We start from the raw sequence: 14,416 nt of genomic DNA on the forward strand, positions 1-14,416 counted from the left end.
CACTAACTCTTTTTTATTACAAAGTCTTCTAACTTAGTTAAATCCTCAGCAGACCCTATTGCAACAAGAATGTCATTTCCATCTATTGTTTCATCTGGAGATGGTGATATATTAACATCCTCATCCTTTTTTATAGCCATAACATTAATTCCATATCTACTTCTTAAGTTTAATTCTCTTAAACTCATATTATGCCACTCTTTTGGAGCTTCAATTTCAATTATACTATAATCTGATGATAATTCTATATAATCAAGAATATTAGATGATACAAGATTATGTGCCACTCTCACGCCCATATCTTTTTCAGGTTGTATTACTCTATCTGCTCCTATTTTATATAGAACCTTAGCATGCAAGTCGCTCGCACCTTTACATATAATATATTTTACCCCTAATTCCTTAACTAATAATGTTGTCATAACACTTGCCTGAATGTTAGACCCTATAGTTATAACAGCCACATCAAAATTTCTTATTCCTAAAGTTCTCAATGCATTTTCATCTGTAGAGTCCATTTGTACTGCATGAGTTACTGAATCCGATATTTCTTGTATTAACTCTTCATCTTTATCTATTACTAACACATCATGACCCAAGCTATATAATGTTTTGGCTACTGAAGTTCCAAATCTACCTAAACCTATAACTACAAATTGTTTATTACTCATAATTTCTCTCCTATCCTATTAAAACCTTATCCTCTGGATATCTTATACCTTTACTAGTTTTGATTTTAGTTAATGCTAATGCAACTGTAAGAGGCCCAACTCTTCCTAAATACATAGTAAAGATTATTAGTAGCTTCCCTATCCATGTAAGATTTGGTGTTAATCCAAGAGTTAATCCTACAGTTCCAAATGCAGACGTCACCTCATATAATATATATTCAAAAGATGCACCTACTTCAGTAATAGATAATAACATTGTCATAATAATTACTATAGTAAGTCCAACAAAGAATACTGTAAATGCCTTATATACTAAATCTTTTGAGAATCTTTTGCCAAAGACCTCGGTATCTTCTCTACCTTTTACTACTCCTATTAATGTTAAGACTAGAATCCCTAGAGTTGTTGTTTTAATTCCGCCAGCTGTTGACCCTGGAGATCCACCTATAAACATAAGTACAATTGTCAAAAACTTCCCAGCACCTGACATTCCATCTGTTGATATGGAATTAAATCCTGCTGTTCTTGGTGATACAGATGCAAACCATGAGTTTAATAACTTTTCTGGCATGGAAAAGCCCTTCATAGTATTAGGATTATTCCATTCAAATGCCAGCATTAAAACAGTTCCACCAATTAATAATATTGCTGTTACTAGTATTACGACCTTTGAATGAGTTGTAATTTTCCTAAAGGATTTTAAATTATATATCTCTGTCCATACAGTAAATCCGAGCCCACCAATTATTATAAGAAAACTTATTGTAAGCAATATTACTGGATTGTTATGATATGCTGTGACTGAATTGAAATTTCCAATTATATCTATTCCCGCATTGCAAAATGCCGAAACTGAGTGAAATATACTATAATAAATCCCTTTCCCTACTCCAAGTTCTGGAATAAACTGAGTAGCTAAAAGTAATGCTCCAAGAAGCTGCACTGAAAATGTAAATACTAGTACATATTTCACCATTTTAACCATACCTTGAAAGCTAAAAGTATTCATTGCTTCTTGCATAAGAAGCCTTTCTTTTAATGTTATTTTTTTACCTATAATAATTGCTATTAAAGTGGCAAAGGACATAAATCCAAGTCCACCAATCTCAATTAATAACATTATAACTGTCTTACCAAAGTAATTCCAATGTGTTCCAGTATCGACTGTTACGAGACCAGTTACACACACAGAAGTTGTAGAAGTAAATAGCGCATCTATAAAATTTGTATATTCTCCATTTGCCGAAGCAATTGGAAGAGAAAGTATAATTCCGCCTATTAGTATTACTGTAAAGAAACCTAATGACAGTACCTGAACTGCGTTAAATCCAATATTTTTTGTTAATTTATACTGCATAACTATCACTCCAAAAACAACAAAATATAATAATACTTCTATTATAACCCAAATAAATGGTAATGGTAATGGTTATATTAATTGTCCAATAAAGTTTTTATCATTATATAAAACAAAAATGCGACCTAAGCCGCATTTTATATATTATCCGTTAATTTGTTTTTTTGCTATTTCAACTAAATCTGCAAATGCTTTTGGATCATTAATAGCAATTTCAGATAACATTTTTCTATTTATATCAAGTCCAGCTAACTTAATTCCATTCATGAACTTTGAGTATGAAAGTCCATTTATTCTTGTAGCTGCATTTATTCTTGCTATCCAAAGACTTCTATAGTCTCTTTTCTTTAACTTTCTTCCTACATAAGCATTTCTTAATGCTCTAATTACTGATTCATTAGCTGTTCTAAATAATCTGCTTTTTCCACCGTAATATCCTTTTGCAAGTTTTAAAACTTTTTTATGATTCTTACGAGCGTTCACAGCTCTCTTAACTCTTGCCATATTTTAAACCTCCTACGATCTACTCTATTATAGATATGGTAATAATTTCTTCATTACTTTTTCTTGTGCTGGTGATACATATGCTGTAGTTCTAAGATTTCTCTTTCTCTTTGAGCTTTTCTTTGTTAAGATATGGCTCTTGAAAGCTTTAGCTCTCTTTAATTTTCCTGTACCTGTCTTCTTAAATCTCTTTGCTGCACCTCTATGAGTTTTCATTTTTGGCATGATAAAATCCTCCTCTCAGTTACACTTTCTTTGGAGCCAAAATCATTGTCATATTACGGCCCTCTAACTTAGCTGCCTTTTCTATCACACAAACCTCTTCTAATTTTGAGAAGAAGTTATCTAGTATTTTTCTACCTACGTGTGAATAATCAGCTTCTCTTCCTCTAAATCTTACGGTAATCTTTACTTTATCTCCATCATCTAAGAACTTACGAGCATTATTTGCTTTTATATTAATGTCGTGTTCCTCAATTGTTGGACTCATTCTTACTTCTTTCAAATTAATAACGTTTTGCTTTTTCTTAGCTTCTTTTTCTTTTTTAGATTGTTCGTAGATGTACTTACCTAAGTCCATGATTTTACATACTGGTGGATTCGCAGTTGGTGAAATCATAACTAAGTCTAAGTCCTTTTCCTCAGCAATCCTTAAAGCTTCCTTAGTAGATATTACTCCTAACTGTTCACCGTCATCAGCAATAACTCTAATTTCTTTTTCTCTAATTTCTTCATTAACAGCAAAATTCTTATTAATATTGTTCACCTCCGATAAATATACCCATAAAAACAATAAAAGGACGGCATACGCCGTCCTTAATTATCCAATTCAAAAATTATATGGGATAACATAACCCTACTAGCAATGCTGTAAGGTGAGAAACGGCTGTTTCTTCTTTACTTAAATTATTATATTCTGATATCCCAATATTGTCAACACTTTTTTTATTTTTTAGCAATTTATAATATTTTAAGATTTTGGATAACATTATAAGTTTGAATTATAATCTAAATATTTACTAGACTACATTAAAGAATAAAAATAGAATTAGTCGCCTGCCAAGTTTTCCTCACATGCGTTTGTAAAGGCAGATGCGAGAAAAAAATCGACGGTTCATAATCGCCTTGAGATTTTTTTACTTTTTAATTTTTACTCTACTAGAAACACATGATTTGCAACCTTCACAATATATAACCCTACTCTCAAATACTTGCTCGATTGTTTCTAGGAACTCAGGATTCTGGCAAAATTCTCTTCTATGGATAATGATATTTTGTGGAGCATTAGTAATAAGACCACTTATGATAACATCCTCCATATTTGTATTACTTCCTAACTTACACTCACCAATTTCCTTTAAAAAATCTTCATATAAATCTTTTCCACTTTCATCGATTATTCTATAAATGCCTTCATCTTGAACTATTAAATTGACCTCTTTAATTTTACTCTCTTGAATATCAACAAAATACTTAAGAAGCTTAATAAATTCTTTGTATTCTTTTTCAACTAAGTATTTCTCAACTACTTTATCAATAATATCTTCTATATCTAACGCCAATTCCTTCATTCTGAAGGTTATAAATCCATTTATATTTATATTATGATTTTCTTCCATGCATATTTTAATCTTTTCAATTATATTATTTATTCTATTATAACAGTATACAGAATTTTCGTCTTTAATTATTTCGTCTCCATTAAGAATTTTCATTATTCTATCTTCAACTTCTAATATCTCATCATGCTTTAAAAAGAAAAAAGTATCATTTAAATATTCAAATAAAGCTTTATTTTTATACGTATTTATTACCAACTTATAAAGTATATTACTTATATATAATTGAATTAGATTTAATATCTTCTTATCTTCTTCTTCATCACAAAAAATCTTTATAAAATGAGTCTCTCCTTCAAGACTCTCTGAAACACCTAAATGGATATTTTTCTCTTTAAAAAGGGCTCTTATTTCTTGTATATCTTCTATGAAATTCACTTCACCATCATATGCTAAAGAAAGAACAAGCATTATATTCACTCCCTTCTTACCTATAGTATGTATTAATTTTCATAGCATATACAGAAATAAATTATCAATTATCGACAATTCTATTGATTAAATCCTCATATGACATTATCCTTAAATTAAGAGATTTATTAGGATGTGAGATAATGAATATAGCTTTTGTCGACTATAGAACTTCTGATGAAGAAATGACTAACTTATCAAAATATGTAGATAGTATAATAAAGGTTCCAAAATTCTCTAAACTATACAATGCTATTGATGGACACCCAGATATTCAACTTTCATTAATTAATTCAGAAGATTTTTCATTAATTATTAATAAAGATATAGATTCAACATTTTTAGAACAATTAAATAACCTAAATATTAAATTCAAACTTTCTAATGGATTTATAGGTTCCACATACCCTGAAAATATTTCTTTAAATGCTATAGTTCTAAAAAGTTATTTAATTCATAATCTAAAGTATACAGATTCTTCCTTATTAGATTTTTCAAAAGATAAAGTAAAAATAAATATAAAACAAGGATATGCTAAGTGCTCCACAGTAATCTTAAGAGAGAAAGCTTTAATTACCTCAGATAAAGGAATTTATAAAACATTAATAGAATATGGTTTTGATATACTTCTATTAAATCCAGGAGATATTCTTCTTCCAGGTTTAAACTATGGATTCATTGGGGGTTCAACTGGGTTATTATCTTCTAACGAACTTGGCATTTTCGGCGATTTATCTTATTACAATCAAGGGAATGAAGTTATAAAATTCTTAAAAAAATATGATATCGAACCTATATGTCTTAGAAAAGGGCCCTTAGTCGATCGTGGGTCTCTATTCACTTTATCTTAAGCTATATTATTTTATGTATAAAACTAATACATGTTGAATATAATTTTAAGTTGCAAAAAAAATATATATTCCTTTATTGACTTTTATATTTGAAATATCTAAAATAGATTTATAAATCATGGCGCTATAGCCAAGTGGTAAGGCAGAGGTCTGCAAAACCTTTACCCCCGGTTCAAATCCGGGTGGCGCCTCCAAACAAAAAAGCAGAGTTTCCACTCTGCTTTTTTATGTTTAAACAACTCTTTATTTATCTTTCTTAACTTGCTTTAACAGCTCTCCTACCTCTTCATTGGTAAACTTATAAGCTGTATTACAGAAATGACATATTAACTCTTCTTCTTTACCTTCTTCATAAATTTCAGTTAAATCTTTTTCTCCAATACTTAAAAATGCTCTTTCCATTCTTTCTCTTGAGCAGTTACATTTATACTCTGGATAAATTGTCTCGTTTATTTTTAAGTCCATATCCTCGAATATATATTTAATTATATCCTCGATACTCTTTCCTTGTGAAAGCATAGATGTTAGTTGAGGTATTTCTTCAAGTCTATAGGTTATTATATCTGCAATAAACTCATCTGCACCGGGCATCATTTGAATAATAAATCCACCTGACGCCTTAATTGAATAATCTCTATCAACTAACACACCTAACGCTACTGCTGAAGGTGTTTGCTCCGAAACTGTAAAATAATAAGAAAGGTCTTCTGCAATTTCTCCAGAATGAATCGGAACTTGTCCAACATATGGATCTTTTAAGCCAAGATCTTTAATAACTGTTAAACTACCATTTTTCCCTATAGCTCCTCCAACATCTAGCTTACCTACTGAATTTAAAGGTGGGTTAACATAAGGATTTCCTATAAATCCTTTAACTGTAGCATCACTATATGCTGTAACAGTAACTCCCTTAGCTTCTCCTCCCCCCTTAATTTGCAATGTAATTACCTCTTTATCAGATTTTAACATTGTACTCATAAGCGCAGCCCCAGTTAACATTCTACCTAGCGCAGATGCAGCAGTGGGTGTGCAATCATGGATTCTGGCACCTTCTTGAACTAAATTTGTTGTTTGACCTGCAATTATTCTAATATAACCACCTTTTGCAGTGGCTTTAATAATTCTATCTTCCATTTATAATTCCTCCTATTTTTTTAATATATATACAATTCTTTCTGATTCAGGCATTACTGAAGTCTCAGTGTAGTCATCATGCTTACCTAAAATTTCAAATCCAATAGATGATATAATATCCTCAATCTCTTTTTCTTCATAAGCCCTTTCTCTATGATACTCCTCAAATCTTCTATAATTAGTACCCTCTTTAACAAAAAAAGTAAGCTCCATTTCAACTACATTATCCTCTATATAGTTTTCCCAAGAATAAAATATTTCATCTGTATTATAATTAAAAATATTATTTCCTAATACCTCTTTAATCTTATAACTAGAATTTATATCGAATATAAAAATCCCATTATCCTCAAGATGATTATATACCCCATTAAAATATAGTCTTAAATCTTCAGTAGATAAAATATAATTAGTAGAATCTAAAACACAAGTTATTAAATTAAATTTTCTATTTAATTCAAGATACCTCATGTCTTGCAATACTACTTTAGCATTACTTTTATTTTTCCTTACTTTTTCGCCAGCTTCCATTAACATTTCTTCCGATAAATCTACAAGAAAGTTTTCTCTAAAATTTTTGCATATATATTTTGCTACATTTCCTGTTCCTGTTGCTAGATCTAAGTATTTATCATTATTAATATTATGTAACTTAGCAACATTCATAATAAAATCTGATATTTTTTCATAATCTATATCCTCATATATTAAATTATCATATATATTGGATAAATTTTTATATTGACTCATAATATGTCCCCCAAAGAAAATCTTACTAAATTATATTATAAATTATAATATCATAAGTCAACTTATTTTCTACCTAAAATTTCATCATTGCTAGGAATTTTAAGCATTCTTTTTCTTTTTGTCATTATACCCCCAATTCTTCCTGTTTCTTCTGCTGTAAGTCCTGACCAGCCAAATTCATCCACTTTCTCTTTAAGTCCTAACTCATCAGCAATTTCATATTTAATTTTTTCTCTTAATAATTCTGCTTCAGTTAATTGTTTATTAGCTTTAATTTTAGACTTAATAATCTTTTTAAGTGGTGTTTTTGTCATAATTTACCCCCATAAAGTTATTTCATCTTCTATTCTGCTATTAAAATTTAAAAAATATACCTACATATGATATAAATTTTCTAAAAAACTTGATATTTATGTGACATTTCACTATAGTAAAATTATGATGATTTTAAAATCATTTTTAGGGTTTTAAGTTCAACTAATAATTTATTCATGCCTGAAAATGTCCACAAGCTGACATTTTCAAACAAGAATAAATTAAGTTTTCTATAAAAACCCTATATAATATTTAGGAGGGGATTATTTTGTATAACGTGGCAATAGTTGGGGCTACTGGAAACGTAGGTAGAAAATTCATTGAAATTCTTGAGGAAAGAAATTTTCCAGTAAAAGAACTTTATCTTTTTGCTTCTGAGAGAAGTGAAGGAAAAACTTTAAAGTTCAAAGGACAAGATATCCTTGTAGAAGCTACTGTAGAAAAAAACATAAAAGATAAGAAAATTGACTTTGCTCTATTTTCAGCAGGGGGAGATACTTCAAAAACATTTGCTCCTATCTTTTCTAAATATGGGGCTACAGTAATTGATAACTCAAGTGCTTGGAGAATGGATCCTGAAGTACCATTAGTGGTACCAGAAGTAAATCCTGAAGATATTAGTTGGCACAAAGGAATAATAGCAAATCCAAACTGTTCAACAATTCAAGCTATGGTTGCTTTAAAGCCAATTCAAGATAAGTACGGTATTAAAAGAATTGTTTATTCTACTTATCAAGCAGTTTCTGGGGCTGGCGTTCAAGGCATTAAAGATTTAGAGGATGGAATAAAAGGTAATGCACCTAAAAAGTTTCCTTATCCAATTGCAGGAAATGTTATTCCTCAAATCGACGTATTTTTAGAGAATGGCTATACTAAAGAAGAAATTAAAATGATTGAAGAAACAAAGAAAATACTTCATAATCAAGATTTAAAGATTACAGCTACTACTGTAAGGGTTCCAGTATTAAATTCTCATTCCGAGAGTATAAACTTAGAACTTATAAATGATTATAAAATAGAAGATATTTTTTCTCTTCTAAGCAACTCTACTGGTGTGGTTGTATATGATAATATCAAAGAAGATAAATACCCTACCCCACTTTTATTTAGTGGAAAAGATGATGTTTTTGTTGGTAGAATTAGAAGAGATTTTTCCATAGATAATGGTTTAAATCTTTGGGTTGTTGCTGATAACATCAGAAAAGGCGCTGCTCTTAATGCTATACAAATAGCTGAACTTATTATTTCAAAAAAATAAGAATCAATAAAGGGTAAAGGTATTGAATATTTTTACCCTTCTTTATTGAAATACATTTATAATACTATACATAGGATAAAAAAACTTATTCTTTCCTATGAATATAAATTTGGAGGTAAACCCCATGTCTATTTTTACTGGTGCAGGTGTTGCTATAATAACTCCCTTTGATAATGAAGGCGTTAATTTTAATAAACTTGAAGAATTAATTGAATGGCAAATACAAGAAGGAACAGATGCTATTATTGTTTGTGGTACAACTGGCGAAGCTTCTACCATGACAGAAGCAGAACGCAAAGCTACCATATCATTTACTGTAGAAAAAGTTAATAAACGCATTCCCGTAATTGCTGGTACAGGAACAAACAATACAAAGGCTTCAATAGAAATGAGTGTTTGGGCTGAAAGCATAGGTGTTGATGGTGTTTTAGTTATAAACCCTTACTATAATAAAACTTCAAAAAGAGGTTTGTTTGAACATTTTAAGGCAATAAATGATTCAATAAATATACCAATTATAGTTTATAATGTTCCATCAAGAACTGGTATGAATATTACGCCTAAATCTTTAGAGGAACTTTCTAAACTTAAAAATATTGTAGCAGTTAAAGAAGCCTCTGGTAATATAAGCCAGATTGTAGAAATTGCATCTAAATTAAGAGGAAAAATAGATATATATTCAGGAAATGATGATCAAATACTCCCAATATTATCTTTAGGTGGTAAAGGCGTAATATCTGTTTTATCAAATATTGTACCTTCTGTTGTTCACACAATGTGTAGTCGTTATTTTGATGGAGATTTACAAGGTGCCTTAGAATTACAATTAGATTATCTGACCCTTACAAATAATTTGTTTATTGAAACAAACCCTATTCCTGTTAAAACAGCATTAAATTTAATGGGTTATGAGGTTGGAGATCTTAGACTACCACTTTATAATATGGAAGAAGAAAATAAACTTAAGTTATTAGAATCTTTAAAAAAGCATGGTCTTGTAAAATAGGAGGACTGTTATGATAAGAATATTACTACATGGTTGTTCAGGAAGAATGGGGAAAGTAATTACTGCAACGTGCGCCAACTTTCCTAACTTAGAAATTGTAGGTGGCATTGATAAATATACTGCACCAGAGCTTAAATACCCTATTTTCTCATCTTTAGATGAATGTAATATAGAATATGATGTTCTACTAGATTTTTCATCTGCTGCAGCACTTAATAACTTGCTTAATTTTTCAATTAAAAACAATAAGCCAATTGTTATATGCTCTACAGGCTTTGATGAGGAAGCTTTAAAATTAATAAGTACTACTTCAAAAACAATTCCAATATTCCGTTCTGCTAATATGAGTATAGGAATTAATCTAATTAATAATATATTAAGAAAAGTAACTCCATTTTTATATGATAATTATGATATTGAAATCGTGGAAAAACATCATAATCAAAAATTAGACTCTCCCTCCGGTACGGCTGTTCTATTAGCTGATACTATAAAGGATTCAATTAAAGAGGAAACTCACTTTGTAAATGGTAGAGATGGTCTTGCAAAAAGACAACATTCTGAAATTGGAATTCACGCTGTAAGAGGCGGAGGTATTGTTGGCGATCATGAAGTTATTTTTGCAGGAACTGGAGAAGTTATAGAACTTACTCATAAAGCAATATCAAGAGAAGTATTTGCTGTAGGTGCTTTAAAAGCGTGTGAATATATGGCTGGTATTACTTCACCTTCGCTTTATAATATGGATGACGTTTTAAATCTAAAGTTTTAAAAGTACTGCATTTGCAGTACTTTTTCTATTCTATAGTTTGAAAAATAAAAAAGAGGCGTTACGCCTCTTTTTTTATTTTTTAGTGTTTAGCTATAGTTACTTTGTCAAAGTATATGAATCCTAATGGAGAAACTCTTACACCTTTAACATAGTCTTTAACACCTTTAACTGCTGTATAGTAGTAGATTGGTAGTATTGGAAGATCTTTCATTAATAGATCTTCAGCTTGATGCATATAATCTGATCTCTTTGCTGCATCAGTTTCTGATTTAGCTTTTTCTATTAAAGCATCGTAATCTGCGTTCTTGTATCCAGAGTCGTTTTGACCTGAATCAGAAGTCCACATATCTAAGAATGTCATTGGATCAACGTAGTCACCTAACCAACCACCTCTAGCAAGTTCATAGTTCTTTTGCTTTCTTGTAACTTGGAATACTTTCCATTCTTGGTTCTTAAGTTCAACGTTAATACCTAAGTTCTTCTTCCACATATCTTGAATAGCTTGAGCTATATCTTTATGACCACCTTCAGAGTTATATAATAATTCTAAAGTTGGGAATCCCTTACCATCTGCGTAACCAGCTTCAGCTAATAATTGTTTAGCTTTAGCAACATCACCCTCTGGATTAAAGTATTGCTTACTAGAAAAGTCTTTTCCATTAGCATCTGTAATACCTTGAGGTACGAATGAGAATGCAGGAATTTGACCACCCTTAGTTACTTTTTCTGTTATATCTTTTCTGTTTACTGCAAGGTTTAATGCTTCTCTAACCTTAACATTTGCTAATACTTTTGCAGCATCTGCGTTTACATTTTTAGCATTATCAGACACATTAAAGTGATAGTAATATGATCCTAAGTTAGGGAAGTTTGTAGCTGTTTTATCAGCTAAAGCATTTTGTACTTCAACAGAAGGAACTGTATCTGTCATATCAAGATCTCCTGCTTTGTATGAAGCCCATGCTGATGTTTCATCAGAAATTAATTTATAATCAATTTCTGATAAGCTAACATCTTTTGTATCATAATAGTTATCATTCTTAACAAAAGTGATAGAATCCTTTGGCTTCCATTCTTTCATCTTAAATGCACCATTAGTGATATAAGTTTCAGGTTTTGTAGCCCAATCCTTATCCTTAGAAACAACATCTTGTTTTACTGGGAAGTATGTTGGGAATGCCATTAATGATAAGAAGTATGAAGTTGGTTTTTCTAACTTAACTTCAAGAGTTTTATCATCTATAGCTTTAACTCCTACATCTTCTTTCTTAGCTTTTCCAGTGTTGAAAGCTTCACCATTTTTAATGTAATACATTTGGTAAGCATATTCAGCAGCTGTAGCTGGATCTAATGCTCTTAACCAAGCATATTCAAAATCCTTAGCTGTTACAGCTGAACCATCTGACCACTTAGAATCTCTTAAGTGGAAAGTATAAGTTAAACCATCAGCACTTACATCATATTTTTCTGCAACACCTGGTATTGGTTTATCCTTTTCATCTAGTTTCATTAATCCTTCAAAAGTATTAACTAAAACTATAGCTCCATCAACTGCAGAATTTAGAGCTGGATCTAAAGTTTTAGGATCCGCACCTAAGTTATATTTTATAACTTGAGGAACGTTAGCTGATGCATCTTCTTTCTTTCCACATCCAGCTAATACAGATAAGCTTAATGCTACTGCTAAAGAAGTAGCAAAAACTCTTTTTAACTGAGTCTTTTTCATAAATTTTCCCCCTTAATAAATTATTTATAATAATTGCTTTGCAATTATAAGCTTAATATAAGTGACAGGCAACAAAGTGGCCGTCTCCAACATCCTTCATTTCTGGATCTACCTCAGCGCAAATAGGCTTAGCATATTTACATCTTCCTCTAAATCTACATCCTGGTGGAGGATCGATAGGTGAAGGAATATCTCCTTCTAAAACTATTCTCTTTTTCTCCTTAGCTTCATCTGGATCAGGGATTGGAATCGCTGATAATAAAGCTTGAGTATAAGGATGAAGTGGCTTTGCATAAAGTTTATTGCTTTCTGCTTTTTCTACCATTCTACCTAAATACATTACCCCAATGTGTGTAGAAATATGTTTTACCATTGATAAATCATGCGCAATGAATAAATAAGTCAGTCCTAATTCTTCTTGTAATGTTTCAAGCATATTAACAACTTGCGCTTGAATAGATACATCTAAAGCTGAAATCGGCTCATCACAGACAATAAAATCTGGTTCAACAGCTAATGCTCTAGCTATTCCTATCCTTTGTCTTTGTCCACCTGAGAATTCATGTGGATATCTGTTAATATGGTCTCCATTTAATCCAACTTTATTCAACAGATCTCTTACTCTATCTAATTTTTCATTACCTTGCAATATATTATGAATATCCAAAGCTTCTGCAACAATATCTCCAACAGTCATTCTTGGATTTAATGATGCATATGGATCTTGGAATATCATTTGCATTTTTTTTCTATATGGTATCATTTCTTTAGTTGATAAATTAGTAATATCTTTACCATCATAAATTATGCTACCTGAAGTAGGATTATATAACTTAAGTACAGTTCTACCAGTTGTAGTTTTACCACATCCTGATTCACCTACTAAACCTAAAGTTTCACCCCTATTTATGGAGAAACTAACTCTATCAACTGCTTTAACATAGCTTTTTTTAGAAAATATTCCTTTGTTAGCAGGAAAGAATTTACTTAACTCTTTTACTTCTAAAATCACTTTATTTTCTTTCATTGGTTATTCTCCCTTCTTAATAGGTGACTCTACCTTAGGCGCATTTGGATGATTTAACCAACAAGCAGCTCTATGATTTTCACCAATTTCCATTAATGGTGGTTGATTTTCTAAACATACCTTCATAGCATATTTACATCTAGCCGCAAATGGACATCCTGCAGGTGGGTTTAATAAATCTGGTGGTTGACCCTCAATAGGTGTTAATTTTTCTTTTAATAGTTTTTTAGGATTAGGCACACTACCTAAAAGCCCCCATGTATATGGGTGTCTTGGATTGTAGAATATTTCTCTAACATCCCCTGTTTCAACTATTAGTCCACCATACATTACATTTATTTTTGAACATACATCCGCAACTACTCCTAAATCGTGAGTAATTAGAATTATTGAAGTTCCTAATTCATCCTTAAGCTTTTTCATAAGTTCAAGTATTTGAGCCTGTATAGTTACATCTAATGCAGTTGTAGGTTCATCTGCAATAAGTAGCTTTGGCTCACAAATTAGTGCCATTGCAATCATAACTCTTTGTCTCATACCACCAGAAAATTCATGCGGATATTGTTTCATTCTTTTCTCTGGTGAAGGTATACCTACTAAGTTCAACATTTCTATTGCTTTCTTATCAGCTTCAGCCTTAGACACTTTTTTATGTTTAATATAATGTTCTGTAAGTTGTTGTCCAACTGTGAAAACTGGGTTTAAGCTTGTCATAGGATCTTGGAAAATCATTCCCATTTCATTTCCTCTGATTTTTTCCATTTCCTTCTCACTAAACTTAGTTATATCTTTTCCGTTGAAGTCTACTTCTCCATCGGTTATTTTCCCGTTCTCTTGCAATAGTTTCATAATACTCATCATGGTAACACTTTTACCACAACCTGATTCTCCAACTATTCCTAAAGCTTCCCCTTTTTCAAGTGAAAAAGAAATTCCTCTTACAGACTTAACTTCTCCAACATGAGTGAAAAAGGAGGTTTTCAAATCTTTAACTTCTAGTAATTTACTCATAATC

At 30.9% G+C, this 14,416-nt stretch carries 16 protein-coding genes, 1 tRNA gene and 1 other annotated feature; of the genes, 5 read left to right on the forward strand and 12 right to left on the reverse strand.

The window, feature by feature from the left end:
- Positions 1–2 precede the first annotated feature (2 nt).
- From L1S47_RS16390 to ytxC, 6 genes are all read right to left on the reverse strand, one after another.
- Positions 3–671, reverse strand: a complete 669-nt coding sequence (locus L1S47_RS16390) for a TrkA family potassium uptake protein (RefSeq protein ID WP_202766450.1) — start codon at positions 669–671, stop codon at positions 3–5.
- A gap of 10 nt (positions 672–681) precedes the next feature.
- Positions 682–2,028, reverse strand: a complete 1,347-nt coding sequence (locus L1S47_RS16395) for a TrkH family potassium uptake protein (RefSeq protein ID WP_238884862.1) — start codon at positions 2,026–2,028, stop codon at positions 682–684.
- A gap of 144 nt (positions 2,029–2,172) precedes the next feature.
- Entirely contained in the window at positions 2,173–2,532 is a 360-nt protein-coding gene (gene rplT, locus L1S47_RS16400) for a 50S ribosomal protein L20 (protein ID WP_202766452.1), read from the reverse strand.
- A gap of 27 nt (positions 2,533–2,559) precedes the next feature.
- A complete protein-coding gene (gene rpmI / locus L1S47_RS16405; RefSeq protein ID WP_202766453.1) occupies positions 2,560–2,757 on the reverse strand; it encodes a 50S ribosomal protein L35 in 198 nt (65 codons plus the stop codon).
- A 19-nt stretch (positions 2,758–2,776) separates the two neighbouring features.
- Positions 2,777–3,298 carry a translation initiation factor IF-3 gene (gene infC, locus L1S47_RS16410; protein ID WP_202766454.1) on the reverse strand — a complete coding sequence of 174 codons (522 nt, stop codon included), beginning with the start codon at positions 3,296–3,298 and terminating at the stop codon, positions 2,777–2,779.
- Between the two features lie 20 nt (positions 3,299–3,318).
- Positions 3,319–3,436, reverse strand: a sequence feature (ribosomal protein L20 leader region).
- A gap of 232 nt (positions 3,437–3,668) precedes the next feature.
- A complete protein-coding gene (gene ytxC, locus L1S47_RS16415) occupies positions 3,669–4,562 on the reverse strand; it encodes a putative sporulation protein YtxC (RefSeq protein ID WP_238884864.1) in 894 nt (297 codons plus the stop codon).
- A 143-nt stretch (positions 4,563–4,705) separates the two neighbouring features.
- On the opposite strand from ytxC, the gene L1S47_RS16420 reads away from it, so the two are divergent.
- Complete coding sequence (locus tag L1S47_RS16420) at positions 4,706–5,413, forward strand: DUF6873 family GME fold protein (RefSeq protein WP_238884866.1); 708 nt, start codon at positions 4,706–4,708, stop codon at positions 5,411–5,413.
- A 120-nt stretch (positions 5,414–5,533) separates the two neighbouring features.
- Positions 5,534–5,607, forward strand: a tRNA-Cys gene (locus tag L1S47_RS16425).
- A 49-nt stretch (positions 5,608–5,656) separates the two neighbouring features.
- Here the strand turns inward: L1S47_RS16425 and hslO are convergent.
- The 3 genes from hslO to L1S47_RS16440 all read right to left on the reverse strand — a co-directional run bounded on the left by hslO (position 5,657) and on the right by L1S47_RS16440 (position 7,611).
- Positions 5,657–6,547 (reverse strand): Hsp33 family molecular chaperone HslO, encoded by an 891-nt coding sequence (gene hslO, locus L1S47_RS16430; protein WP_202766457.1) that lies wholly within the window; start codon positions 6,545–6,547, stop codon positions 5,657–5,659.
- Positions 6,548–6,559: 12 nt separating this feature from the next.
- A complete protein-coding gene (locus L1S47_RS16435) occupies positions 6,560–7,297 on the reverse strand; it encodes a class I SAM-dependent methyltransferase (RefSeq protein ID WP_238884868.1) in 738 nt (245 codons plus the stop codon).
- Positions 7,298–7,359: 62 nt separating this feature from the next.
- Positions 7,360–7,611, reverse strand: coding sequence for a small, acid-soluble spore protein, alpha/beta type (locus L1S47_RS16440; RefSeq protein ID WP_202766459.1), 252 nt, complete (start codon positions 7,609–7,611; stop codon positions 7,360–7,362).
- Between the two features lie 269 nt (positions 7,612–7,880).
- On the opposite strand from L1S47_RS16440, the gene L1S47_RS16445 reads away from it, so the two are divergent.
- The 3 genes from L1S47_RS16445 (at position 7,881) to dapB (ending at position 10,648) form a co-directional block, all read left to right on the forward strand.
- Positions 7,881–8,870, forward strand: a complete 990-nt coding sequence (locus L1S47_RS16445) for an aspartate-semialdehyde dehydrogenase (RefSeq protein WP_238884876.1) — start codon at positions 7,881–7,883, stop codon at positions 8,868–8,870.
- A gap of 124 nt (positions 8,871–8,994) precedes the next feature.
- Positions 8,995–9,876: a 4-hydroxy-tetrahydrodipicolinate synthase gene (dapA, locus tag L1S47_RS16450; RefSeq protein WP_238884878.1), complete on the forward strand. Its 882-nt coding sequence runs from the start codon at positions 8,995–8,997 to the stop codon at positions 9,874–9,876.
- Positions 9,877–9,886: 10 nt separating this feature from the next.
- Entirely contained in the window at positions 9,887–10,648 is a 762-nt protein-coding gene (gene dapB / locus L1S47_RS16455; protein ID WP_238884880.1) for a 4-hydroxy-tetrahydrodipicolinate reductase, read from the forward strand.
- Between the two features lie 79 nt (positions 10,649–10,727).
- Here the strand turns inward: dapB and L1S47_RS16460 are convergent, their stop codons facing one another.
- From L1S47_RS16460 to L1S47_RS16470, 3 genes are read right to left on the reverse strand one after another with little or no spacing between them, the layout of a single operon-like run.
- On the reverse strand, positions 10,728–12,374 hold the full coding sequence (locus tag L1S47_RS16460) for a peptide ABC transporter substrate-binding protein (protein WP_238884882.1): 1,647 nt from the start codon (positions 12,372–12,374) through the stop codon (positions 10,728–10,730).
- A 52-nt stretch (positions 12,375–12,426) separates the two neighbouring features.
- Positions 12,427–13,401, reverse strand: a complete 975-nt coding sequence (locus tag L1S47_RS16465; RefSeq protein WP_238884884.1) for an ABC transporter ATP-binding protein — start codon at positions 13,399–13,401, stop codon at positions 12,427–12,429.
- Positions 13,402–13,404: 3 nt separating this feature from the next.
- The gene (locus tag L1S47_RS16470; RefSeq protein WP_238884886.1) at positions 13,405–14,412 is read right to left on the reverse strand and encodes an ABC transporter ATP-binding protein; all 1,008 of its coding nucleotides are present in this window, start codon (positions 14,410–14,412) and stop codon (positions 13,405–13,407) included.
- Positions 14,413–14,416: the final 4 nt, after the last annotated feature.

It is taken from the genome of Clostridium sp. YIM B02551 (assembly GCF_022324735.1).
GTDB lineage: Bacteria > Bacillota > Clostridia > Clostridiales > Clostridiaceae > Clostridium_T > Clostridium_T paridis.